Below are 24842 nucleotides of genomic sequence, written 5' to 3'. Positions count from 1 at the left end.
TACTTTGCTTGATAAGAACAGATGTTTTATGCTATAATACTAGGATACGGATGTGTTTACACATCTCATTTTTTCGTTATGACACCTTACCTCTTATTGTTACAGATTAAGATTTAGGATTCGATATATTTAAAAGTAATAGGAATATAGAAATAGAAAGGAATTTACTATGGAGCAATACAATGGCAGTCAAATTGTAGTACTGGAAGGCTTAGAAGCCGTTAGGAAACGACCTGGTATGTACATCGGTAGTACTGGTACAAGAGGTCTACACCACCTTATATGGGAGATTCTTGATAATGGTATTGACGAGCATTTAGCGGGTTTTTGCAACCAGCTTGAGATTACTTTACTAAAAGATGGCGGAATTTCCATCGCAGATCATGGTCGAGGAGTTCCTGTCGACATCCATCCAACAAAAAAAATACCTACTGCACGAGTTGTCTATACGATACTCCATGCCGGCGGTAAGTTTGGAGGTTCCGTATACAAAGTATCCGGAGGTCTTCACGGTGTAGGTGCTTCCGTCGTAAATGCACTTTCCACTCGTATGATTGTAGAAATTAGACGAGATGGGAAAATTTATCGTGATGAATATGAGCATGGCGGACATCCATGTGTAGAACTTGAGAACGGAATGTTACCTGTCGTTGGAAAGTGTAACAAATCTGATACTGGCACAAAAGTAACCTTTTATCCAGATCCAACTATTTTTGAGACAGTAGAATTTAAAGCAGAAACCATAACAAAAAAACTAAAAGAAGTGGCATTTTTAAATAAGAACTTATCCATCGTATTTTACGATCAGAATACTGGGTTTAAGAAAACCTATTGTGAAGAGTTCGGTATTAAAAGTTTTGTTTCCTATATTAACCGAGAGGCTTCCGTAATCCACGAAGAACCCATCTATATTGAAGGAAAGAGCGGAGACATCGAAGTTGAAGTTGCGCTTCAATATACGAATAGTTTTTCAGAGCAAATTAATGCTTATTGTAACCGAATCAACGTTGTTGATGGTGGTACCTTAGTAACTGGATTTAAAACCGCTCTAACACGTGTCATGAATCAATATGCAAGAGAACTTGGCGTACTGAAAGAAAAAGATGAAAATTTTGATGGAAAGGACATTCGTAATGGACTTGTAACCATCATATCAATAAAGCATCCTGACCCTCAATTTGAAGGACAGACCAAAACAAAACTTGGTAATACCGATGCAAAAAGTGCAGTCGAAGATGTTTTTTCTGGGGAAGTAACCAGATTTTTTGATAAAAATGTGGAGATTTTAAAGGCTATTTTAGAAAACTCAATGCGCTCCTACACGGCTAGAAAGGCCAGTGACAAAGCACGTAGCGCTGTACTAAAGCAACTAAATGACATTGACACCAAGAGTAAACTTGCTTCATGCTCCTCTAAAAAACCAGAGGAATGTGAAGTGTATATCGTAGAGGGTGATTCCGCGGGAGGCACTGTAAAAACAGCAAGAAATCGTCGTACACAAGCAGTTCTTCCGCTACGTGGTAAAATCATTAATGTTGAAAAAGCAACATTGGAAAAGATCTTAGTTAATAATGAAATCAAATCCATGATTGCTTCCTTTGGTTGTGGAATTGGCGAGGATTTTGATATCTCAAAATTGCGTTACGATAAAATTATTATCCTAACGGATGCCGATGTCGATGGAGCACATATTAGTACCTTACTTCTCACCTTTTTCTATCGATTTATGCCAGAGCTCATTATGGAGGGAAAAATTTACCGCGGACTTCCACCACTATACCGTGTAGAATATGAAACTTCGGAAGGAAAGAAGAAAAAGAAGTTTGAATATATCTACAATGATTTCGAATTGGACAAGTTTAGAAAAAATACCAAGCATAAAATAATTCATATACAGCGTTACAAAGGACTTGGTGAAATGGATGCAGAGCAGTTGTGGGAAACCACCTTAAATCCAGAAACAAGAGTATTGGCACAAGTATCCATCACAGATACTGTCGATGCAGACGAAACTACAACATTGCTAATGAGTAATAATGTACCTCCACGTCGTGCATTTATCATGGACGAAGCAAAATATGCAAAACTTGATATATAAGTAGAATACCACTTCATTAAGATAACGTTAGTACACTACTTATAGCAAGCTTTTGAACTTCTTACTTATGGCATACACTGGTTGTTAAACTCTTGATTAGTCCGTGTGCTAAGTCACACGATTGAGAGTTATCTTAATTAATATGTGTGCAAAAGCACGCGAAATGGAATTAGGTTGAAAAATAGAAAATGATTTATCAACCTCCAAATTTTATGCGTGCTAGAGCATGCGGATTGGAGTTAAAATGAAAAAAGAAGCAGAAAATATAATACAGTTGGATTTTTCTGAAGAAATGAAAACCTCATTTCGTAACTATGCGATGAGTGTTATCATGGCTAGAGCCATACCAGATGTACGTGATGGTTTAAAACCTGTTCAACGAAGAATCCTTTATTCCATGATAGAGCTAGGACTTGATCCAAAGAAGCCACACAGAAAGAGTGCCCGTATTGTTGGCGATACGATGGGTAAATATCACCCTCATGGTGACAGCTCCATATACGATGCACTCGTTCATATGACAGAGCCTTATTCAATGCAAATCCCTCTTGTCGATGGTCACGGTAACTTTGGTTCCATTGACGGTGATGGTGCAGCCGCGATGCGTTACACGGAAGCACGTTTATCCGATGGCGCGATGACTTTACTTGATCATCTTGATAAGGGACTTGTTGAATTTGTACCTAACTTTGATGAAAGTGAGAAAGAACCCTCTGTCTTACCAGCGATGCTTCCAAATTTATTAATTAATGGAACTACTGGTATTGCAGTTGGTATGGCAACCAATATGCCACCGCATAATCCAAGTGAGGTTATCGAAGGTGTCATAGCGTATATTGACAATCCCGATATTACTACCGAAGGGTTAATGAAATATATACCAGGGCCAGATTTCCCGACTGGTGGAACAATTATTAATAGCGAAGATATTAGGAATATTTATGAAACTGGTGAAGGTCGTCTCAAGGTTCGTGCAAAGACTGAAATCGAGGCTTCTGACAATGGTAGAAAAAACATTGTAATTACAGAAATTCCATATACCGTAGCAGGAAATAAGACCAAATTAGTCGAAAGCCTTGTAGATTTGATGAAAGATAAAGTCTTTGATGAGATTTTTGACGTTCGTGACGAGTCCTCAAAAGAAGGTATTCGTGTCGTAATTGAAGTAAAGAAGGACCGTGACATCGAAAACCTATTAAATGGTCTTTATAAAAAAACCTCTATGGAAGACACGTATGGAGTAAACCTTCTAGCAGTAAAAGATCAACAGCCAATTGTATTCAAGCTAAAGAATTTGGTTGGTGAGTTTGTTTCTTTTCAAGAAGAACTCTATACGAAAGAATACGAACACTTATTAGATAAAGCAAATAAACGATTAGAAATCGTTGATGGTTTAATCCGAGCAACGGATGTAATTGATTTAATTATCGAAATTCTACGTGGCTCCTCTTCCATTAAACAAGCAAAGGATTGTTTGATTCATGGAAATACCACAGAAATTAATTTTAAAACAGAGGCTTCTAGAAAAAAAGCAGCAAAACTCGATTTTACAGAACGACAGGCGGATGCTATTCTTGCAATGCCTTTAAGTAAATTAATCGGTTTAGAAATACTTAGACTACATGAAGAGAATCAAAGTTTGTTGGATAGTATCGAACAATATCAGAGTATTTTAGGAAACAAAAAAGAGCTCTTTAAAGTCATTAAAAGTAACTTAAAAGAATACAAAAAGCAATTTAACGTTCCAAGACATACTGTTCTCGCTAATATGGAAATTGCAGAATACGTAGAAGAGGTCAAAGTAGAAGATATTTATATCTTAATTGACAAATTCGGCTATACAAAATCCGTCGATAATACTAGTATTTCTCGTGTTTCCGAGGACAATTTAAAAGACTTTGTTCATATCGTTAAAATGAAGAATACCGACCGATTATGCCTTTTTACAGCACAAGGTAACATGTATCAAGTAAAGGCGGAAAAGATACCAAAATGTAAAATAAAAGACAAAGGTACCCTAATTCATAATTTATGTAAGGTAGATAAAGAAGAAATTCTGCTTTATATTGCATTTGAAGATTTATTTGAATCACAATTACTGTTCACAACAAAAAACGGTTTTATAAAATTAGTATCCGGAATCGAATTTGAAACTAATCGTGCAATGATATCTGCAACAAAGCTAGAGGAAGCCGATCATGTGGTATCTGTTCTTTGCTTAAGTGCCCATACCATTTCAAATCCAGATTCCAAAGTTATTCTGTTAACAGAAGACAGTCTTTCACTTGGCTTCCCATTAACTGAGGTATCCGAGTTAAAGAAGACCAGTAAGGGAGTGAAAGGTATCACCCTGGAGAAAAAGGACAAAGTCGCCTTTGCTACAGTTGCCCTTCCTGAAACAGAATTCTTTGAATATCAAGGAAAAGAACTCTCTGCTAAGAAAGTCCGTAATAGAAAGCGTGCAGCTAAGGGGCAAAAGGCTAGTTTATAATGTTGGTTTATAATATCAGTTAATTTTAGTAATATCAAAACGCATTGTTATCCTTAAGCAGCAATTATAGAATAAATCTTTAAAAATTGGAGAATAATTCTAAGGTAAATCTTAACATAGGAGGATTCTCATGAAAGATTTTGAAGCTTATCAAATGGCTAATATCACAGAGGATTGCAAACAAAAAATTACTGATTTTGAAAATGAAATAAAAAATATGTTTGGCAGTGATGTTGTACTAGTAGCATACGAGGAAAAGGGCGCACAAGTAACAAGTTAAAAAAAAGACCTTTCTAATCCTAGTTTTATACAAAGCTCGGATTTGAGAGGTCTTTTTTCCCTTACTTATAAAGATTCTTTTGAGTGCTAGTTAATCGCCTTTACTACATAGGTGATTGCTTCTATCCTCATAAAAAATATTGTTATCTGGTGCACATTTATTATTTGCACCGTAGCTAGAACCCTGTTTTGTCATCATACCAGGCTCCTGTTCTACATGATTCGTGATATTCGCTGGGGCTTTTCTTAAGTTAGGGTGTGTACTCATAAGCTCTTCTACCTTAGGATCTAACTTCTCTAAACGATTCGACTTCAAAGAATCCCTCCTTTCAACAAAAAACAGAAAACTACCTTTTTGTTAATAATGGCCATTCACCCAACTACCAATTTAAATATATAATTAGATGAATAGAATGCTTCATAAAAGCGATTCAAAATTAGTATTCGAAAATACAAGAAAATCATGCACATAGCTTAATAAATTGCATTTATCAATCAAAATATTTTTTAAATATACAACTAATAATAAGGGTGCTAAAATTATTAGCACCCTATAACTCATATACTCACTATTTAATTATTTTTCAATTCATTTTGATATTCCGACGGTGTTACACCGACGTGGCGTCGAAAAACTTTACTAAAATAATAGGCATTTTCAAAGCCTAACATATAACTTATTTCATTTAGCCTTAAGCCTCCTTCACGTATAAGCTCACAGGCCCGATCTACTTTACTTTTATTCACATAGTCAATAAAATTTTGCCCATCTTGTTTCTTAAATAATGAGGAAAGATAGCCTAATGAGACGCCTACATGGGAGGCTGTATCTTGAAGCGTAATCCGCTTATCAACATTATTTCGTACATATTCTTTGGCTTTATCCACCAAATCACTACGATGTTCCGCCAAAGGCTTTAACCATTCCAAAACTTCTTTCTTTAACTTTTCCAGCCAACAAATAACCTGACTTCTCGCAGTAAGCATTTCGATTTCCTTATAACTTTGAAAAATACTATTAATAGCGATGTCATCACCTCGCTCCGAAAACCAACGTTTTAAAACATCGCAAATTTCTTCACAAATCCAAATTGCCTCTTCCTTTTCATGAGGTATTTCACTTATCCGATGAATAGCCTTTGTAAATATGTCATTACAACCTGATATGCTTAAGCTATTCAATTCGACTTCCATCTTTTTCGGAAGACCCATAAGACCCAAAGGATTGCATACGGTCGTTCCAATTTCATGATATCCTGCAAGCATTGTTTTATTTAGATAAAAATAGGTATCTAAATCATATAATTGCTTCAGGCATTCCTTTCGCTTGTCCTCTTTTTTGAACACATCTGTATATAACACACTAGCTTTTAATCCAGCAATATTTTCCGAAGCGGAACTTAATCTTTTAGCGAAAATTACCGCTTGCTTCTCATTTTCAGCTATACTTTTCCCCCAGTGAAGTAAAAGAAATCTTTGTTTGTTTTTAAATCTTGTTTGAATTAAATAATTTGAAAAGCTGTTTTGTGCCAAATTTTCTACTATCTCGTTCATCCAAGAAGTGATTTCAGTATCTTCTTCCGAATCGTTGGAAATAGCGGTAGACTCGGCTGCAGTGAACCATATCAGTATACATGCCCAACCTTCCAGTATTCCATGTTCCGCCAATATAGCCGACTCATGCTTGCTAATCTCATTTTTTGAAATAAAATGCTCCGACGCGACGGTCAATAACTTCCGCTTATTTTCCAACAAATAATATCCTGCTGCTTCCGCATGGAGAAAGCCACCTCGTGTTTTGGCTTCTTTTTTGGCCATAGTTAAGCTGTTCTCTAACATTTGGGGTTCCATCATTGACTTTGTCAAATAATCTGCTGCTTTCATACGCATAGCTTCCCTTGCCAAATCAAATTCTTCAAGATTTGTCAGCATGATAAACACAATTGCCGGATAATTTTCCTGAGTATGACGCAAAAGTTCAATGCCATTCATGATAGGCATATTGATATCTGTTATCACAATATCTGGCTTAAGCTCATCAATAAGTTCCAAAGCTTGTGCGCCATTTTTAGCTGTCCCCGCAAGGATGCAATCATTCTTTTCCCAATCAATTAAAAATTTAACGCCAGATAAAATTAAAGGCTCGTCGTCTACCAACAAAACTCTATACATATATTCACTCCGTTCCTTTTAAACAACTTCTTTCGGAAACCGCATAATAACCTTCGTATACTGTCCGCTCTCACTTTCGAATGTAAGACCGTATTGTTCTCCATATGACAGCTTGTAACGGTTATTTACATTGGATAATCCTATTCCGGTCAATCCTTTGGATGACGTGCTTTCCATCCGATCGGATAATTTTCTAAGTTCTGGTGGCTCCATACCAATACCGTCGTCCGTCACCGTAATTAACAAATCGTTTCCATCCTCGATGGCATTTATCGTAATTGTACCATTTTTCCCAGAAGGTACAACCCCATGAAAAATAGCGTTTTCTACAAGAGGCTGGATAGAAAATTTTATAATTGCGTAAGAATGAAAGGACTCCGGTATATTATTAACTACCTCAAAAGCGTCCATATATCGAATCGACTGCAATTCCACGTAATCATTCAATAGGGCAAGTTCTTCTCCTAAACTGATTTTCTCTCCCACACTTTTCGCCATATTACGAAGTAGTGATATTAGGCAGCGTGTTATTTTTACGATTCCAGTGTTTTTCTGAATTTTAGCCATCCACTGGATTGACTCCAGGGTATTATAAAGAAAATGTGGATTTATCTGACTTTGAAGCATGGTAATTTCGGCGTTTTTCCTTTGATTACGTAAAACCTCACTTTCACGTAGCAAGGATATAATTACGATTGCCATAAGAATTGCTGCCACTAAAGCGGCTAATACTACTACAACGATTGTAATAATTACAGAACTTACACTCCGAGCTGTCGATATAGATTCTTTAAAACCTATTAATTTAAGACCAGCTACTGACAACGGGATCTCATGGGTTTTCATTGTTTTACCTACTCCGGAAGTAATTTGGTTCCCTAAAAGATATGTACCATCCGCTTTCGCCACATAAAGATTCACCCCTAAATCTTTGGACAGATTATCGGCAATAATATCGGTATTTATCTCCATATAAAGCCAACCATTCGATTTTGAATTGTTAATGTCATAGATCTGACATATTAGTGCAATACACTCTTTACCATTTATAATGGAGGGTGATAGGCTAATAATCTGTTTATCCCCACTTTGTAAAAGGCTGTTAAAAATATTAAGTTCCAAAATCCTATCAGGATCATCAAGCCTATTTACACCAAGCGTAGCAGCTTGTACGGATATTCCTTTTTCATTAAACGCTATAAGTTTATCAACATATCGCCATGTACGATAGTTTGATAAGTAGGAGGTCAGCTTTTCACTGGCTCGTAATGCAAGATTTTTTTCTTTGGATGATGACATCTTATCAAGCCTCATAGCCTTAGAGATATCTAAATCATTTCTGCATTGGCTTAACCCCACCAGTTCTACAAGATTATAATTCAGTTGATTGCGAACTGTTTCAAGATATAAGTCGCTGATACCTTCCTCTTTGTTACTAATAATGTTCATTAGATTATTATATAAATAGACGCTGCTACATACACCGACTGTAATAATACATAAGGCTGACATTAATATGATTTTTAATTTATGCTTCATAAACTGGGCACCCATTCTTATTTTAAAATACCATTTATTTTAAAATATCATTTATTATAACATATTAATATATTTTACTAAAAAAAACCTTTCAATTATATATATTTTTTTTATAACATTAAAATAGTAATATATATAAAAATATTTTATTAAAATAATTCAATTTATATAAATTGTATTATTTTTCAATTGTTTTGTTAGTTTTTTTATGCCAAATATATAGGTATAATGATATTGTAACATGTGGATTTGAAAAATTCCACTAAACGAAAGGAGATATTTTATGAAAAATAAAAAATTAGTAAAAGTACTTAGTTCTCTTCTCGCAGCTTCAGTTATTTTCACAGGCTGCAGTAGCACAAAAAATAATCAGCCTTCTTCTGCTGATCCAACCCCAACAAACAATTCTAGCGAAAGCAAACCTACCACAGAGCCAGAAAAGAACGAGCTTAGCGGCAGTATTACATTTTCCGCTTGGGACGTGGATACCCAAATGCCTTATATCAAGGATATGTTAGCTGAATTTATGAGTCAACATCCTGGAGTTAATGTGGAAATTGTTGATATTCCTTCCGCTGACTATGATACAAAATTAAACATCGATTTAAACGGTGGAGCTGCTGCTGACGTAATTTTAGTAAAAAATGCGTCTACAATGCCATCTATGAATCAAAAGGGTCAACTTGTCGATTTAAATGAATACATAAAACGCGACAATGTAGACTTAAGTTCCTATAACGGATTAGATAAAAGTATTAGCATTAACGGTACTCAGCCAGGTCTTCCTTTCCGTACAGACTATTATGTATTGTACTATAACAAAGACATCTTTGATACAGCCGGAGTTGCTTACCCATCAAACGATATGACTTGGGCAGATTTCGAAGAACTTGCTAAAAAAGTAACTTTCGGTGAAGGTGCAAACAAGGTTTATGGTGCACACCTTCATACATGGCAAGCATTAGTAGAAAACTGGGCTATACAGGATGGAAAGAACACAACTATGGGTCCTGATTACGAATTTATGAAACCTTATTATGAGATGGCTTTAAGAATGCAAAACGATGACAAGACCATTATGGATTATGCAACACTTAAAACAGCAAACATCCATTATTCAGGTGTATTCCAAAATGGTTCTGTTGCTATGCTTCCTATGGGCACATGGTTCATGGCTACAATGAGAGATGTTGTAAGCAAAGGTGAATGCAGTGTGAATTGGGGAGTTGCTACAATACCTCATCCAGAGGGCTTAGAGGCAGGAAACACTGTAGGTTCCGCAACTCCAATTTCAATTAACGCAGCTTCTAAAAATAAAGAATTAGCTTGGGAGCTTATCAAATTTATGACAGGTGATAGCGGTGCTTCCTATCTAGCTTCCGTTGGTCAATTACCAGCTCGTATTAATCCAGAACTTCTTGATACTGTTACATCTTTAGAAGGTATGCCTGAAGGTGCAAAAGAAGCTTTACAAGTTAAGAATATCGTATTAGATCGTCCAATCGTAGATAATGTAAATGAAGTTGATAAGATGCTTGGTGAGGAACACAGCCTTATCATGCTCGGTGAAGTTACTATAGACGAAGGAATTAAAGCTTTCACTGAAAACTCTAAGACAATACAGGAACAATAATATTGTAAATGCGGCGATATTGTTTCGCCGCATTTTTTAAAGGAGCAGCTATATGAATAATAGAAAAAAGAAACTTAGTTTACGTACACGCAATGCACTTATTGGTTATTCGTTTATTTTGCCAAACTTTATTGGTTTCTTTATTTTTGTTTTTATACCTGTAATGTTTTCCTTGGTTCTAAGTTTAGTTTCATGGAATGGTTTTGGACCTATGAAATTTGTAGGTTTAAAAAACTTTGTTACAATTTTTAAAGACAAGAATTTTGTAAACGCCCTTAGCCGTACTATGTATTACACATTTTTTACTGTGGTTTTAACAACTTTTATAGCTTTGGGTTTGGCTGTGCTGCTTAATAATAAATTACGATTTAGAGGTTTTTTTCGCAGCGCCGTATTCTTTCCGTATGTAGCTAGTATTGTAGCTGTTGGCGTTGTATGGAATATGCTTTTTCAAAAAGATTTCGGACCTATTAATGAATTTTTACGATGGATTGGTATACAAAATCCTCCAGGTTGGACTGCATCAGTCAAGTGGGCAATCCCAGCAGTTATTATCGTTTCCGTATGGAAATACATGGGGTACTACATGATTGTTTTACTTGCTGCATTACAAGATATTCCCGTAGACCTCTACGAAGCAGCAACGATAGACGGCGCAAACAGACGTCAGTACTTTTGGCGAATCGCGGCACCACTTCTCACTCCCGCTCTTTTCTTTGTAGTTTTGATGCTTACTGTTACTAGCTTTAAGTCCTTTGACCTTATCTATGTAATGACTGAAGGCGGTCCAGGGCAAGCTACAACATTAGTAGTAAACTACATTTATAGTAAATCTTTTATTTCCGAAACTTATGGTGTTTCCAGTGCCGCTGCTATGGTTCTGCTGTTTATTATCAGCATCATTACCTTAATACAGTTTCATGCTGAAAAGAAGTTAACGAACTAAGGGGGGCTAAAATTATGGTTGAAAGAAAAAGTGCGAAATCGCAACTATTTATATATGTTTTATTGATTTTTATTGTGGCGATTACACTCCTACCTTTGGTATGGATGTTTTCCGCTTCGCTTAAGTTGAATAAAGACGTGTTTACTATTCCAATACAATGGATACCAAGAAATCCTGTATGGAAAAACTATATTACAATTTGGAAGAAAATACCGCTTGCTAAATTTACAACTAACTCGTTTAAGCTTACTATCATAGTTTGTATTATTCAGGTATTTACATCAAGTTTTGCTGCTTACGGCTTTGCTAAGTGCCATTTTCCTGGCAGAAACTTTCTATTTCTTTTATATGTGGCTACCATCTCTATTCCTTGGCAGGTATATATGTTACCACAGTTTATTGAAATGCGTACGCTTGGACTCACAAATTCTCATTTAGGATATGTCTTAATGCAAAGCTTTATTGCTATGGGTGTATTTTTAGTACGTCAGTTTTATATCTCTATTCCGGATGAACTTCTGGAGGCTGCGCGTATTGATGGACTTAACGAATACTCAATCTATGCGCGAATTGTCCTACCGCTATCCAAACCAGCGTTAGCTTCACTTACTATCATGAGTTTCGTTACCATTTGGAACGACTTTATGGGACCGATGATTTATTTTACCAGAACAGAACTAAAAACAATACCTTTAGGAATCCGTATGTTTATAGGCCAATATTCCGCTGAATATTCCCTTATCATGGCGGCAGCGGTATTGTCTATCATACCAGTATTTGCAGTATTTATGATGTTCCAAAAATACTTCGTTCAAAGTGTTACCAGCAGTGGTGTTAAAGGTTAGGAGGGATTATTTTGAATTTAATTGACGAGATTACAAATCATGAGCTAAAGAGCTCTATTTCAAAAGCAGTTGAGATTTTACGTGGTAATCTATCCGAGTTCACAGAAAAATTTCAAGATTCTACTAGTATTAACAATTTTTATCCTGTAAGCGAAAATGTAGAATGGACAACAGGCTTTTGTACCGGTGAATACTGGCTTGCATGGGAAATTACAGGAGATGAGTCATTTAAGAAAGCTGCCCTTATCCAAACGGAAAGTTTTTTACAGCGTATAGAGAAACAGATCGATGTAAACCATCACGATATGGGATTTCTTTATACCCCATCCTGCGTGGCGGCATGGAAACTAACAGCCAGTGAAACAGGACGTAAAGCGGCTCTTTTGGCGGCTGATAACCTTATGAAACGTTTCCATGAAAAAGGCGGTTTCTTTCAAGCTTGGGGAGAGCTTGGAGCACCAGATAACTATAGATTGATTATAGACTGTTTATTAAATCTTCCGCTGTTATACTGGGCTAGCGAAGAGACGGGTAATCCTATTTACCGCGAAAAAGCTTTAATTCATACAAAATCGTCACTTGAAAATTTAGTGAGGGAAGATTATTCTACTTATCATACATTTTATTTTGATCCTATCGACGGTAAACCGTTAAGAGGAGTTACCGCTCAGGGATATCGTAACGATTCCGCTTGGGCAAGAGGTCAGGCATGGGGTATTTACGGATTAGCGTTAAGCTATCGCTATACTAATGACAGCGGTTGTATTGACTTATTTTATAAAGTAGCAGATTTCTTTATAAATAGATTACCTGATGATATAGTTCCTTATTGGGATTTAGATTTCGCGCAGGGAAGCGATGAACCTAAGGACTCTTCCGCGGCTTGTATCGCAGCTTGCGGTATGCTTGAAATGGCTAAATATTTACCGAAAGATAAGGCTGAATACTATATGGACATAGCTAAAAAAATAGCAGGCTCCTTAAGTAGAAATTATACAGCAGATATAGGAAAATCTAACGGCCTACTCTTACACGGCGTATATGCTAAGAAATCACCTTATAATACTGTTACTGACCGTGGAGTTGATGAATGTAACACATGGGGAGATTATTTCTGGTTTGAACTCCTAATTCGATTATTTAAGGATTGGGATACTTACTGGTAAGAAAAAGAATAAAAATCCTAGAAAACAGTTATGGCAAGCCTTCCGCCATTGCTGCATTTCTAGGATTTTTTTTGTCGTGATACTCCTATTTTTTCTGCAACTTCCTCTTGTGATAATTTTCGTTCTTTTCGAATCATTTGCAATATATCTTTAAATTCCATCGTATCACCTCAAGACTATTATAAACGAACCTAATCAACTATCCCATATCCTATCCGTTGCAGAATTGACAACCATGGGTTGCTTATTCAATAAATAGTTTGTTGATTGGAATGAACTCCTTTGGTTTTTCTGGATGTTCTTCTAAGATTTTTTCCATCCAAATCATATCATACCAACGATCTAGCTTATAACCGCACTTTGTAAAATGTGCCACTGTTTTATATCCAAGATGCTCATGGAAAGCTATACTACCCGGATTTGGATATGCGATACAAGCATTCATATTTATAATATTTTGCCTTTTCACAATCTCCTCTAACTTTAAATATAACCTTTTACCGACACCACTGCCTCTTTGATTTTGATTTATATAAATTGTTGTTTCTACCGCCCAATCATAAGCAGCCCGCTCCTTAAAAGATGACACATAGGCATATCCTAATATCTCTCCCTCTTTTTCTGCAACCAAATAAGGATAACGAGTCAAGATTTTTGCGATTCTTGATTCAAATTCTTGAACCGTTGGAACCGTATATTCAAATGTGATCGCTGTTTCTCTTACATAAGGTGCATAAATTTCTAGTAGCTTTGGAGCATCTAAAATTGTTGCCATGCGGATTACTAATTCTTCTGTCATTGGTGTCTTCCTTTCTGTTATTACTAGGAATTGATTCGAGCTGTATAAAATAAATGCAATAGATTCCTTGCACTTGCATCTCCAAATATACCAATCCCTTTTTAGCTTAATATATTTTCACTTTCTTGATTTTCTAGCTTTAATAACAACTCTTTTACAGGGATACCTGCTCCAAAACCAACTAATGCACCGCTAGAACCTATCACCCGATGGCAAGGTACAATAATTAGAACTGGATTATTATGATTCGCTCCGCCTACTGCACGTGCGCCTTTAGGCACACCTACCTGTTTTGCTATCTCTCCGTAACTTCTGGTTTCTCCATAAGGTATTTTCCTTAGTTCTTCCCAAACTTTTGTTTGAAAACTAGTACCGTCTAATCGGATTGGCACATCGAAAGTGGTTCTCTTTCCTTCAAAATACTCCATTAATTGCAGATAGGTTCTTTTTATCAGATCTGATTCCTTAACCTGTTCTGCCTCATTTATCTGTTCTGTTTCCCTTATCTGTTTTTCCTTTATCTGATCTGTCTTATCTCCATCAGAGCTTGATACCCCAATGATAAAATTATCTTCTTCCTCGATGCGTAATTTTCCTATCATTGTATTGTAGTAAAATACATTTTTCATATAATCCCCCAATTCCTACTGTAACGAATTCTATATTACATTCTATTTAATATTAAATTACAAACCTTGTATACCTATTATTATAGAATAATATCTATTTAAATAGCAACAAGAACCTAAAGTATCCTCACCACTATAAGGAATGCTTCTCTAACTTTCCATCATCAGAAAAAGGCAGGAAAAACGGTAATCCGTTTATTCCTGCCTTTATGATGTGTTTACAAAACTTGCTATCACATCTTATTTTTAATAATTACTTAACTCATTTTACTCCAAAAATACTTTATAAGTCTTCTCGAAGCTTAAATCTACCAACTAAGTCCGCCAATGTTTGTGCTTGCGCTGAGAGTTCCTCGCTTGTTGCGGAGCTTTCTTCTGCTGTAGCAGAGTTATTCTGCACAACAACGGATATCTGTTCTACGACAGAGGTTATTTCTCTCATTGCTTGTGCTTGTGATATAGAAGCGTCCTTGGAGCCTTCTGCTAATGCAATTGCTTCTTTAACTCCAACCTCTACTTGTTGTAATGATTCACTGGTCTGGCTAGTGATTTCATTTCCACTTTCTATCTCGCTAAGCGCTGTTACTATTAATTCTCTTGTTGATTGAACTGCTAGAGCACTTTGATTTGCTAACTTTCGAATCTCCTCTGCCACAACAGTAAATCCTCTACCAGCTTCACCAGCTCTTGCTGCTTCGATGGCTGCATTTAAGGATAATAGATTTGTTTGCTCTGCAATGCCTTCAATCGTAGTAATAATTTCAGCAATCTGTCCAGAGCTTTGGCTTATTTTCTCCATAGCGAGTGTCAATTCATTCATCTTAGCTCCGCTTTCCTGAGCTGTTTCACCAATTAGTTGCATCTTCTTACTAGCTTCTATTGTTTTATTTGTATTCTCATCAATATCATTTTCCAAACTTGTTATTGTTGCAACCAACTCCTCTACGGAACTTGCTTGGTCTGTACATCCTTCGGCCAAAGAACTTGAACCATCCGCCATTGCGCTAGAAGCCGTTGCTACCTGATCAGCTGCCTCGTTAATTTCATGTAACGTGTTACTTAATTGACGATTAATATGCCCCACTGATTTTAGAATTGGCTGAAATCCACCAACATAGTTCTCTGTACAGGAGGATTCAATTACAAAGTTTCCGCTTGCCATTTCATTAAGTAAATAATTGATATCATCAATAATGAGATTTAGCGTATTTGCTGTATTGGCAAATGATCTGGCTAGCTTTCCAATCTCATCATCCTCCTTATACTCCGCTACAATATCAAATTCGCCTTTTGCTATTTTTTCAGCAGAATTGACAATCCCTTGAATCGGTGCTAACCTCTTTTTCATCGCTCTTGACACTAAGAAAACAATGACAAGAAGCCCTGCTAAAGTAAATACAGTTAGTACAACTACAGTAACAATTACACTCTTATACATATCCAACTGACTTATCGCTGTCTGTGCCCACCAACGTTCACTACCTGCTTGGATTGGATACAAGAATCGAGTTTCGCTTCCGCCATCTTTTCGTTTTGTATGAATCGTAAATGCTTCTTCACCTTCAAACTTTTGTAAAATCGTATTATAGTCTTTTTCACTTGCCAAGAAATTCGATAAATCTTCCCCTTCTTCTACATGAGATTCACTATCGTAGACTATTAAACCATCCGGAGTATAAACAGTACTATACATGCTAGTATAATTATCATTATGAATCTCTAACTCATTAAAATTAGCAATATCAATATCAACAACGATAACCCCTTTAAAAACTCCATCCAAAACAATTGGATAGGCAGCAGATATAAAAGTAACTCCATTATAATCTTGAGGGTCAGTAAAAACAGGTTTTAAGCTAGATTTTGCCTCGGTAAAATAAGGTTGTATGGAGTATTTATCGTAATCACCATATGACCCAGGTTTTGCTTCCAGATATCCTCGCTTTATGTAGATGCTATAGTTTTTAATCTTAGAATTAAATTCATATGGTTCAAACATAATTCCAACACCAGTAATTGTTGGATAATTAATAATTGAACTTTTTGCAATATCTATGATAAATTTCTCGGTCTCATAATCAGTCTTTGTCAATTTATCATCATATACCTGTCCCTGATAGATCGGTAACTTCTCTTGGGCCGATAATGTCGAATCATGAACATATTGTTTTTCCACATAGGTTAAAATAATGTCTGCAACGCTACTTGCATCATCAAATATCCCTTGCACCTTTAGTGCATTTTTTTCTGATAATACAGAAACTTCACCTCTTATAGATTTTTCAATTGATAGACCAGAAATCAATGAGGATACCACAATAAATAAAATAAATACGACAGCTAAAAGTTTAGTAACCAGAAAGGAAATCCTTTTCGCCAAGCTCTTGTGACTTAATTTCTCCACCATCTTTCGTTTCATATACGATCCTTTCTCTAATAGATTTAGTATAATTTTAATATATTTTAATATAACACAAAACATCAAATATTTCACTTACTTTTTACCATATTTTTTTAATTTTTATATATTTTTACATAACTTGGGTGTTTATATCATAAATTACACTTATATTTATAATTTTTGTTGCTTTCTGGATTTTATATCCAATTTATTTTGATAAACCGTATTTTAAAAGTACCAAACTAAACTCAAAAATACCAAACTAACATCTGATTTTCTCCAACTTTATGACGTATTTTCATATTTTATACATTTAAAGACATTCTTATAAAATTTGTTATAAAAAATTCACACATCATACATAAATTTTTGGTATAATGACAAGTACAAGTATTTCATACCTTGTCCCGATTCTTAAAAAGCCAGAAGGGGAGTCCGTGTATGAAGGGAAGCATAAAGGGAGGATAACATGGAAAAAGAAAAAGAATCCGTAATGAGTATGAGCAAGGCAAGAAAAATAGCTCGAAAAAAAGAAATTGAACAAATGAAGCGAAATGCCATAATATCAAAGGTTGTATCAATCTGCGTTGTCGCTGTGTTGTGTGTTGGTCTTGTATCCTATATTGGATATAGTATTCATCGTAAAGCAACTCAAGTTACAGCTAGTAGTAATTTTAGTGCACAGTTAAATGACAAAGGATTTATCGATGGGGTGGATGCATCCTCTTTACTTAACCTAGTGGATTACAAAACAATCAAAGCGCCATTATCTGAAATAGAATACAGCGACGAATCTGTTGCAAAAGATATTGCGACAGCTGTAGAAGCGAAAAAGACTTTAAATAAAGAAACTGATGCTGCTATTGCAGATGGTAACATTGTTAACATAGACTATGTTGGAACTATTGATGGTAAAGAATTTGATGGTGGAAATACAAACGACAATGGATATGAGTTAAAAATTGGATCTAAAAAGCTTGTTGATGATTTTGAGGAACAGTTAATCGGTCATAAGATTGGTGATGAGGTGACTGTAAATGTAACTTTCCCAGAAGACTATACAAATAAAGATTTAGCAGGGAAAGATGCAGAGTTTAAGGTTAAAATTAATGGAATTTATGATGTTCCTGAATTCACAGATGCTTTTGTAAAAGAGAATTTATCTGAGTATGCATCGAATGTTGAAGAGTACAAGAAATACTTAAAAGATACGAATTATGCTAGTACCTTAAATACTTATATCGTAAGCTATTTAGCAGATAATACTACTGTAACAAGTTATCCAGAAAAGTATGTAAAACTATCAAAGAGCCTTCTGAAATTTAGTGATCAAAGCTACTATAACTCTATGAATCAATATTATATGGAAAATTTAGGTGCACCAGCTTATAATAGTTTTGAAGAATATACTGGCGTGTCTGAAGCAGAATACGATAAGTCCTTAGCAGAACCAGCAGAAAAACAAGTAAAAGCTGCTTTAATCTATCAGGCAATCCTTGAAAAAGAAGGTGTAACCGTAACAGCAGACGATTATATTGCTTACTTAGAATCTCAAGGTCAAACAAAAGAAGATTTTGATAATCAGGTAGAAACCTATGGTAAGAATTTTGTACTACAGGAGATGGTAAAAATAAAAGCCCTTGAATTAGTAAAAGGAATGGTTACTGTAGAATAAGCAAATAGAGCTGTTACATAGCGTAACAGCTCTATTTTTATATCCATTGCAAGGAAAAGTTTGTGTGCTTTTTCTTGGCTTTTATTTATTCTCAATAAATCGCTTCATTACTCCTAAGCAGCCACTGGAACTTCTTCATTTTCCGACTTCTCCATAAGCTTCTTAAACTTCCTAGAGCACTTGGTAAACTTCGCATATAAATCACTCTTAAGAGGTTGATTTTCTATGGATGCATAATACTGTTTCGTCATAACCACAACCATATATGGTTCAACAAAAATAGCTTCTAAGGCATAAACCAGTAGGAAGGAAATAATGACAGCAACCGCTGTAGGTGCAAATGACTTTCCTATCAGCATGAAAATAAAAAAGCTCACAATTCTTGCTCCCCAGATACTAAAAGCAACTTTTGCAGCGCCCTTAAACATTCCCTTCCAGCTCTGACCATAATATACAATCGCATCACATGCTTTTTTCCATGAATTTTTTTCTTCTTGATGGAAGAAGATATAACTTAGTATAGCCTCATCAATAAAGTTCAACGCTACCGATATGATGTAAGTTAAAATATCAATTACATTTTTCAATCCTGGTATAAAGGATAAGAGATCACCAATCTTAAAAAGGAACTTGCAAATTTGCTGAACCGCACCCGAGATTAAAGCATCTGCGACAAATCCAACATTAGCTGTACCAAAATTATCTTTCACTAGATTAGTACCATAAGCAAGTACACCGCTATATCCCTGTACTTTAGGAGATTCCCCTGTTTTTATGTAGGATGTTAAGGCTGCTATATATGCAACCTTTATCATATAGAGCACATATCTTTTTGCAAATTTGATAATTCCAAAAAAAGCAGCCCCTAAGATTAATACCACTATTACTCCACTCTCACCAGTCTGAGTTATAATTACAATACCAATGATAGCCATCACAATCATAACCAGTGTTACTATAAGCTGAACTATACCTTTCACAATAATAAATGGCATGGTTGCCTTGATTGCATCCATAGTCTTAATCTTATTGACTGGTGGATGTATGTAGCTTCCCTCGTTTGATTTCTTTTCTTCTACAGGCTTATCTTGTGTTTGTTTCATAACAGCAGCACTTCCGTTTTCATAAGCTTTATTCACTTCCCCACAATGAATACAAAATTTTGCTGTCTTTTCAATTGGTTTACCGCAAGATGTACAAAATGCCATAAATATCCTCCTTATTTTATATTAACTATAATTGTAAGTATTTTATATTTTTTGTCAATATTTAATTTATTTTCTGCATAAGACTATTGTTTTGCATAATTTTGTGGTAAATTTTTAGTTGATTTACACAGATTTAAATATGTATGTACATTGCCTTATCCTATAGAATTATGAAAATTACTCCTTCTATGTATTACTACAACAATATTGTATAAATCACTACTGCTTTAAAATTGTTTAAATCACTACTATTTTAAAATTATATTAAGTCACTACTCCCTTTTTCCGTATCACAAGCTTCTTCCACCTGATATGTTAATATGTAATCAACTTCAGCTTCCTGCTTGCAAGCAGCACTTTTCATTGCACGATAAAACATCCTTTGATATTGTTCAAGCGCACATTTATTATTATTGTTATTATTATTATTTGAGTATTTTTCATAAGCAATTAATGTACGAAGTATTGGTGTGCACAATTTCTGTATCCTTAGTTTATCTGCCACATTTTTATAAAAGGTATTTATGCAATCTGTGTCAACCTGACGAATTATTAATAGATATAGCCGTTCACTATCAATTCTAATCTTTTTACTTGGTAGCATATCATGATAGGCTTCCTCCATCTTCATTAGCAGCTCTTCTGCCTTATCAAACTCTCTTTCCTTTAAAAACTTGCTATATAATATCCATTCTAGATAATAATTTAGTGGTTCTGACCATACTGCATTCTCACTAAGTTTAAGATAATCCTCGCTGATATCCTCTAATTTTCTTCCATCAGAAAGCCATGCATTACATTCTAGCTGCTTAAAAAAAGTTTCCTTCGCCGTTTTATCTCTTCTGATAGCTAATATATTTGCACCATCATTATTTGAGCTTGGTAGTTGTAATGGTACTAAGTTAATAATGGTTAAAATCAATCCATAACCGAAGAGAATAAAAAATATAATTTGAGCCAGTGGTGAAGATGTAAGTTTAAACAATAATAGAGACAGCATTGATACTAAAAAGGTTGCTATTCCTCCACCTGCATGATACAAAAAAAACGGCGAATCCAGGGTCCAATTTTTTGGGGGCTTCATCAAGCATTGTCCACTTGTACCTGGTATCTTCCGTTTTTCAATCTTATATTTATTATCTTCTTTTACTATGCAATAAGAAAAAACACGAAACGATTGAAAACGGTAGGAGGTTATAATTCCCCCAACGAAATGTCCTGCTTCGTGTATTACAATTAATAGAATTCCATCCAACCATGTAAAAAGGATGGCAATGAGCCAAAACTTCGAATTTTCTTCCGATAGTAAAATACTATTTGTAATTAGTCCAACGCCAATTCCTAATATTGTAACTGTAAAAAAATAAAGTAAACTGTTTCTTAACTGTTTCTTATCCTTCGTATTACGACTTAAAAATAGCTCATTTACGTACTCTTTCGTCCACAAAGGCTTTTCTATGATGGAATACACCTCCTTATATTTATCCCTCTTTTCGCACTTCTACCTAGCACCACTGACCAGGCAGTTCCAGTTGAAATATAATTCTCATCCTATATATATACCGTTTCACTAACTAGTATTCTCTTTTTGCCACGTTCCTTACATATCTTAGTCTGCTTAAAACTTCGACGCCATTTCAAGTGCTAAGAGAGCTATCTTTTCCTTCTCATCGAGTTTAACTAAATTTCCAAGGCTTCTGGCATCCCAATTGTCAGAGTCTAAATTATCCGCGGCATAAAAGAAATGAAATAGTTCACATTCTCTAAAAGCAGCTACTGCTGCCATCGCGGAACATTCCATATCCACGCATATACACCCCATGGATTTTCTCTTTTCTAACTTTTCTCTAGTTTCTCGATAAATGCCATCCGTGGTCCATATCTTACCCTCTGTATAACTATAATGATGTTTGGATAGTATTTCTTTAAATATATCTATTCCTTTATTATTAACTTTAATTTCATCGGATGCCGGCATATAGTGATAACTAGTTCCCTCATCACGTACAGCCGAAGTTGGTATGATAATAGAACAATCCGCAATCGTTCTATCCAATACACCGCATGTACCAAAAAGAACGAGCTTGTCAAGTCCCATAGCAATCAAATCCTCATATACTGCGGCACAAGCAGGAGCACCAACTGGTGACATGTAAAAAGCAATCTTTACGTCATGATATGTAATTTCATAGATTATAACCTGTGTACTAGCTGTTCCTGTTTGTGCTATTTTACTTGGATTTAATATGCTTATGATACGATTAAAAAGCGTAAGCGAAAAACAGGATACCCCCACTCTAGGAAAATCAGGTATCTTTTCTATTATCTCTTCTGGATTAATAATTGCTTTTTTATTGCTGTCAAACTCTTCTAAAATCATACCGGGCCTCCTTAATTTTTTATAAAAAAAGAGAGATAGCAACTTTTATTCTACCTCTCTTTCTACCTATATCATACCACAAAATCATTATTTTTACAAGACTTGTAATGATTTTACAGTCGCCGTATAATGAGCTACTACAACCGAAAGGAGTGTTCTATGGATAGTAATTTTTTTGAATTAATTCTATTACAAAATAAGCAAAACGAACTGTCAACGCTTATATCCTGCAATGATAAAACGGAGCAATTTGGACTAACCTTAACGAATGAGGAAGCGGAAGAATTAATGGTATGCAGAAATGATAGCCTTAGAAAACACAAGCGAGTGGAATTTAATAATGGCATCTTAGACAAACTGATCTACGCATTCTGTGATTCGCAGTACATCAGTCAAGACAACTATGTAGAACTCTTAGAAGAGCTTCAGGATATTTTCTATGAATTTAAAAATGAATCTGAAGATAAACTGACCGACGACGAACTAATTACATTTATGAAAGAACAGTTTGAATCCGTCTGCTTTGGAGACATTGATTATCTCTCCGGTACCTGCCTTGAGAGATTTTGTAGCGCCATTCGTGCCGGATATGAAGGTTATAAAAGGACTGGCGGCTCTCATGAATACGATCAATTTTCAGAAGAAGCAAGATGGGATAAGGACCTCTATCTCGAAGTATTAAGGGAGTTGTGCTGGAGGTAAGCTTGCACCTCTCAATCCTAAGTTAAATTTGATATGCGTAAAATTATGCAAAGAAACGGAGTTAACATGGAATATCAAATAGAAGATTTACTACCAGTTGTGGCGAAACTAACCGAGAAATATACCTCAAAAGAAAGTAGCTCTGTGACGTATGAGACAGCCAGAATGCTTATGGAGGCTGTTATTTATTGCTTGAACGAAGCTGAAGCTGAAAATGATTATTCGCTCGTAGATGAAAAACAACCAAATCTTGCCTTGTTATATGAACGGGGATTAAATCTCGTGATAGAAAAGACGAAAGAAGCAAAGAATCTCTATGATAGTATCATAGAAAATTTTGAAGATTATGGTTGTGTGAATTACATTGATACTATTTTAAAGGGTATGCCTGCTTTCTTCACTCGTTATGACGCCAGATTTCAACCCCAGAACCATTTACTTACCTTAGATTATCCACTGATTATAGATTTACCTAACCTTTGTGGAATTGACTTAATTTTCTCATACCTAAGAGGTATCCGTATAGAACAACACTTCTTACATTGTTTTGATCGATTTGCAATTAGAAATCTATTAGTAAATATTTTACCGGATTATCAATCCCTTTATTTTGATAATCTATCTTACCCTGTCTTACTTAATGCAGTAGGCCGCTGTATCGTCAAAAAGCCATTAAAAACTCTAATGCTAAAATATAGCGACTGTGATTTGATAAAAGCTTATTTTAATGGGGATGATGTTCGTACTATGGAACAGAAAATAAAGCTGTTAATTCAAACCATAGTTTCACCACTTGAGGATGATATTGCACTAATTTATTTTGCTAAGGCAGCAAAGGATTATGCAGTAAGAATCCAAATGGGCATACAACATGGTACTCTTGATAGGATATTTCTTTGTAGTGTGTAACTGATCAGTGTCAAGTGACTATTAAATGAATTTAGCTGATATATGTGTGTGTCTAATAAAGTTAGTATCTGAAAGCTGATACGCAAAGAAAGCTCATCAAAAAAGATGTGACTGTAATCATCATATCTTTTTTGGTAAGCTTTCTTTTTGGTATAATATGCTTTTAAAAATTATCATTCAGCCAGTTCCTAAAAACTTTTATATGTTTTGCAAGTAAATGTTTTGCAAGTATCTGTTTCGCAACATCTTACACCAGAATTTACGCAAAGTCAGCTCCTTTAATATACTACTGAATTAATTCATAATCTCTAGCAAGCAAAGCCTCTTTTAATTCAGTTTCTGTATGAAGCTCTCGAGGAAATATCATACCACCAGATGCTAAATCACTAAGTTGATGATAATCACTACCAGAAGTCTCAATTAGATGAGGATAATGCTTCGCAAAATCTTTGGCAAGGTGGTTTCTGCTATTATGGCGCGGATTACCGTTATATACTTCAACTCCATCCAGATACTTCGGGTCTTCTATTGTACAATATCCCCGATATGGATGAGCCTGTACCACAATTCCCCCTGCTTCCCCTACCACTTGATGTAATTCTTTAATTGACAAGGAATAAAGTTTTGGGTATTCATAAAGAAATTCCGGTTGTAGTCCGTAGAGTAAAAAATCATTTTGTGCACCCAGAAGACATGTTTCAATTCCAAAGAATACAGTAATCCCTAACTCTTCCCCTTGTTCTTTTGCCATCTCATAACCTGTAAGAAACCTTGCTACTTTCTCCCTGTCACTTCCTATAAAACCATTTAACACATAATCATTAAAATGATCTGTTATCACAATACCGTTGTAGGATGCTTTTTTATATTCCCTAACACCCTCTATTGCCCTTACCGCTGCACAAGGGCTAATTTCACTTGTATGCATATGCATTTCAACCTTCATAACAACCTCCAATCATGCGCTTTT

21 protein-coding genes are annotated in these 24842 nt (G+C 35.3%); 10 read left to right on the top strand and 11 right to left on the bottom strand.

The genetic code is table 11. The annotated features are described in order from the left end of the window. Positions 1-169: 169 nt before the first annotated feature. From CPHY_RS01590 to CPHY_RS21550, 3 genes are all read left to right on the top strand, one after another. On the top strand, positions 170-2098 hold the full coding sequence (locus CPHY_RS01590) for a DNA gyrase/topoisomerase IV subunit B (RefSeq protein ID WP_012198326.1): 1929 nt from the start codon (positions 170-172) through the stop codon (positions 2096-2098). A gap of 244 nt (positions 2099-2342) precedes the next feature. Further along, entirely contained in the window at positions 2343-4589 is a 2247-nt protein-coding gene (locus CPHY_RS01585; protein WP_012198325.1) for a DNA gyrase/topoisomerase IV subunit A, read from the top strand. A 130-nt stretch (positions 4590-4719) separates the two neighbouring features. Beyond that, positions 4720-4869, top strand: coding sequence for a hypothetical protein (locus CPHY_RS21550; RefSeq protein ID WP_157668637.1), 150 nt, complete (start codon positions 4720-4722; stop codon positions 4867-4869). A gap of 90 nt (positions 4870-4959) precedes the next feature. Here CPHY_RS21550 and CPHY_RS01580 read toward each other — a convergent pair whose 3' ends face one another. The 3 genes from CPHY_RS01580 to CPHY_RS20475 form a co-directional block, all read right to left on the bottom strand. Beyond that, a complete protein-coding gene (locus tag CPHY_RS01580) occupies positions 4960-5184 on the bottom strand; it encodes a hypothetical protein (protein WP_012198324.1) in 225 nt (74 codons plus the stop codon). A 257-nt stretch (positions 5185-5441) separates the two neighbouring features. Beyond that, the gene (locus CPHY_RS01575) at positions 5442-7040 is read right to left on the bottom strand and encodes a response regulator transcription factor (RefSeq protein WP_012198323.1); all 1599 of its coding nucleotides are present in this window, start codon (positions 7038-7040) and stop codon (positions 5442-5444) included. A gap of 18 nt (positions 7041-7058) precedes the next feature. Further along, positions 7059-8579: a sensor histidine kinase gene (locus CPHY_RS20475; protein ID WP_012198322.1), complete on the bottom strand. Its 1521-nt coding sequence runs from the start codon at positions 8577-8579 to the stop codon at positions 7059-7061. A gap of 283 nt (positions 8580-8862) precedes the next feature. On the opposite strand from CPHY_RS20475, the gene CPHY_RS01565 reads away from it, so the two are divergent. From CPHY_RS01565 to CPHY_RS01550, 4 genes are read left to right on the top strand one after another with little or no spacing between them, the layout of a single operon-like run. Further along, positions 8863-10212, top strand: a complete 1350-nt coding sequence (locus CPHY_RS01565; RefSeq protein ID WP_012198321.1) for an ABC transporter substrate-binding protein — start codon at positions 8863-8865, stop codon at positions 10210-10212. A 52-nt stretch (positions 10213-10264) separates the two neighbouring features. Beyond that, positions 10265-11158 (top strand): carbohydrate ABC transporter permease, encoded by an 894-nt coding sequence (locus CPHY_RS01560; RefSeq protein WP_012198320.1) that lies wholly within the window; start codon positions 10265-10267, stop codon positions 11156-11158. Positions 11159-11172: 14 nt separating this feature from the next. Then, the gene (locus tag CPHY_RS01555; RefSeq protein ID WP_012198319.1) at positions 11173-12003 is read left to right on the top strand and encodes a carbohydrate ABC transporter permease; all 831 of its coding nucleotides are present in this window, start codon (positions 11173-11175) and stop codon (positions 12001-12003) included. Between the two features lie 11 nt (positions 12004-12014). Then, the gene (locus CPHY_RS01550; RefSeq protein WP_012198318.1) at positions 12015-13169 is read left to right on the top strand and encodes a glycoside hydrolase family 88 protein; all 1155 of its coding nucleotides are present in this window, start codon (positions 12015-12017) and stop codon (positions 13167-13169) included. 59 nt (positions 13170-13228) lie between these two features. Here the strand turns inward: CPHY_RS01550 and CPHY_RS21130 are convergent, their stop codons facing one another. From CPHY_RS21130 to CPHY_RS01535, 4 genes are all read right to left on the bottom strand, one after another. Continuing rightward, entirely contained in the window at positions 13229-13330 is a 102-nt protein-coding gene (locus CPHY_RS21130) for a helix-turn-helix domain-containing protein (protein WP_081428465.1), read from the bottom strand. Positions 13331-13413: 83 nt separating this feature from the next. Then, positions 13414-13968, bottom strand: a complete 555-nt coding sequence (locus CPHY_RS01545; protein ID WP_012198317.1) for a GNAT family N-acetyltransferase — start codon at positions 13966-13968, stop codon at positions 13414-13416. Between the two features lie 101 nt (positions 13969-14069). Further along, positions 14070-14597, bottom strand: a complete 528-nt coding sequence (locus CPHY_RS01540; protein ID WP_012198316.1) for a methylated-DNA--[protein]-cysteine S-methyltransferase — start codon at positions 14595-14597, stop codon at positions 14070-14072. 283 nt (positions 14598-14880) lie between these two features. Beyond that, entirely contained in the window at positions 14881-17016 is a 2136-nt protein-coding gene (locus CPHY_RS01535; RefSeq protein ID WP_012198315.1) for a methyl-accepting chemotaxis protein, read from the bottom strand. 451 nt (positions 17017-17467) lie between these two features. On the opposite strand from CPHY_RS01535, the gene CPHY_RS20470 reads away from it, so the two are divergent. Further along, on the top strand, positions 17468-18673 hold the full coding sequence (locus CPHY_RS20470) for an FKBP-type peptidyl-prolyl cis-trans isomerase (RefSeq protein ID WP_012198314.1): 1206 nt from the start codon (positions 17468-17470) through the stop codon (positions 18671-18673). 113 nt (positions 18674-18786) lie between these two features. Here the strand turns inward: CPHY_RS20470 and CPHY_RS01525 are convergent, their stop codons facing one another. From CPHY_RS01525 to CPHY_RS01515, 3 genes are all read right to left on the bottom strand, one after another. Beyond that, positions 18787-19881, bottom strand: coding sequence for a zinc ribbon domain-containing protein (locus CPHY_RS01525; protein ID WP_012198313.1), 1095 nt, complete (start codon positions 19879-19881; stop codon positions 18787-18789). A 259-nt stretch (positions 19882-20140) separates the two neighbouring features. Continuing rightward, positions 20141-21352, bottom strand: coding sequence for a hypothetical protein (locus tag CPHY_RS01520; protein WP_012198312.1), 1212 nt, complete (start codon positions 21350-21352; stop codon positions 20141-20143). A 147-nt stretch (positions 21353-21499) separates the two neighbouring features. Continuing rightward, positions 21500-22261, bottom strand: coding sequence for a nucleoside phosphorylase (locus tag CPHY_RS01515; RefSeq protein ID WP_012198311.1), 762 nt, complete (start codon positions 22259-22261; stop codon positions 21500-21502). Between the two features lie 159 nt (positions 22262-22420). Between CPHY_RS01515 and CPHY_RS01510 the strand changes: the two genes are divergently transcribed. Together CPHY_RS01510 and CPHY_RS01505 are read left to right on the top strand one after the other, a co-directional pair. After that, entirely contained in the window at positions 22421-22963 is a 543-nt protein-coding gene (locus CPHY_RS01510) for a DUF6323 family protein (protein ID WP_012198310.1), read from the top strand. A 66-nt stretch (positions 22964-23029) separates the two neighbouring features. Beyond that, complete coding sequence (locus CPHY_RS01505; RefSeq protein WP_012198309.1) at positions 23030-23872, top strand: DUF6179 domain-containing protein; 843 nt, start codon at positions 23030-23032, stop codon at positions 23870-23872. A 286-nt stretch (positions 23873-24158) separates the two neighbouring features. Here CPHY_RS01505 and CPHY_RS01500 read toward each other — a convergent pair whose 3' ends face one another. Further along, on the bottom strand, positions 24159-24818 hold the full coding sequence (locus CPHY_RS01500) for a PHP domain-containing protein (protein WP_012198308.1): 660 nt from the start codon (positions 24816-24818) through the stop codon (positions 24159-24161). Between the last annotated feature and the right edge of the window lie 24 nt (positions 24819-24842).

This window comes from Lachnoclostridium phytofermentans ISDg, assembly GCF_000018685.1.
Lineage (GTDB): Bacteria > Bacillota > Clostridia > Lachnospirales > Lachnospiraceae > Lachnoclostridium > Lachnoclostridium phytofermentans.
Note: the sequence above shows the minus strand (reverse complement) of the source record. Positions and strands in the feature narration are given on the sequence as shown.

Bases quoted from the DNA above. Each gene is read 5' to 3' on its own strand.
- CPHY_RS01590 (WP_012198326.1), top strand. From the start codon at position 170: ATGGAGCAATACAATGGCAGTCAAATTGTAGTACTGGAAGGCTTAGAA.
- CPHY_RS01585 (WP_012198325.1), top strand. From the start codon at position 2,343: ATGAAAAAAGAAGCAGAAAATATAATACAGTTGGATTTTTCTGAAGAA.
- CPHY_RS21550 (WP_157668637.1), top strand. From the start codon at position 4,720: ATGAAAGATTTTGAAGCTTATCAAATGGCTAATATCACAGAGGATTGC.
- CPHY_RS01575 (WP_012198323.1), bottom strand. From the start codon at position 7,040: ATGTATAGAGTTTTGTTGGTAGACGACGAGCCTTTAATTTTATCTGGC.
- CPHY_RS20475 (WP_012198322.1), bottom strand. From the start codon at position 8,579: ATGAAGCATAAATTAAAAATCATATTAATGTCAGCCTTATGTATTATT.
- CPHY_RS01565 (WP_012198321.1), top strand. From the start codon at position 8,863: ATGAAAAATAAAAAATTAGTAAAAGTACTTAGTTCTCTTCTCGCAGCT.
- CPHY_RS01560 (WP_012198320.1), top strand. From the start codon at position 10,265: ATGAATAATAGAAAAAAGAAACTTAGTTTACGTACACGCAATGCACTT.
- CPHY_RS01555 (WP_012198319.1), top strand. From the start codon at position 11,173: ATGGTTGAAAGAAAAAGTGCGAAATCGCAACTATTTATATATGTTTTA.
- CPHY_RS21130 (WP_081428465.1), bottom strand. From the start codon at position 13,330: ATGGAATTTAAAGATATATTGCAAATGATTCGAAAAGAACGAAAATTA.
- CPHY_RS01545 (WP_012198317.1), bottom strand. From the start codon at position 13,968: ATGACAGAAGAATTAGTAATCCGCATGGCAACAATTTTAGATGCTCCA.
- CPHY_RS01540 (WP_012198316.1), bottom strand. From the start codon at position 14,597: ATGAAAAATGTATTTTACTACAATACAATGATAGGAAAATTACGCATC.
- CPHY_RS01535 (WP_012198315.1), bottom strand. From the start codon at position 17,016: ATGAAACGAAAGATGGTGGAGAAATTAAGTCACAAGAGCTTGGCGAAA.
- CPHY_RS20470 (WP_012198314.1), top strand. From the start codon at position 17,468: ATGGAAAAAGAAAAAGAATCCGTAATGAGTATGAGCAAGGCAAGAAAA.
- CPHY_RS01525 (WP_012198313.1), bottom strand. From the start codon at position 19,881: ATGGCATTTTGTACATCTTGCGGTAAACCAATTGAAAAGACAGCAAAA.
- CPHY_RS01515 (WP_012198311.1), bottom strand. From the start codon at position 22,261: ATGATTTTAGAAGAGTTTGACAGCAATAAAAAAGCAATTATTAATCCA.
- CPHY_RS01510 (WP_012198310.1), top strand. From the start codon at position 22,421: ATGGATAGTAATTTTTTTGAATTAATTCTATTACAAAATAAGCAAAAC.
- CPHY_RS01505 (WP_012198309.1), top strand. From the start codon at position 23,030: ATGGAATATCAAATAGAAGATTTACTACCAGTTGTGGCGAAACTAACC.
- CPHY_RS01500 (WP_012198308.1), bottom strand. From the start codon at position 24,818: ATGAAGGTTGAAATGCATATGCATACAAGTGAAATTAGCCCTTGTGCA.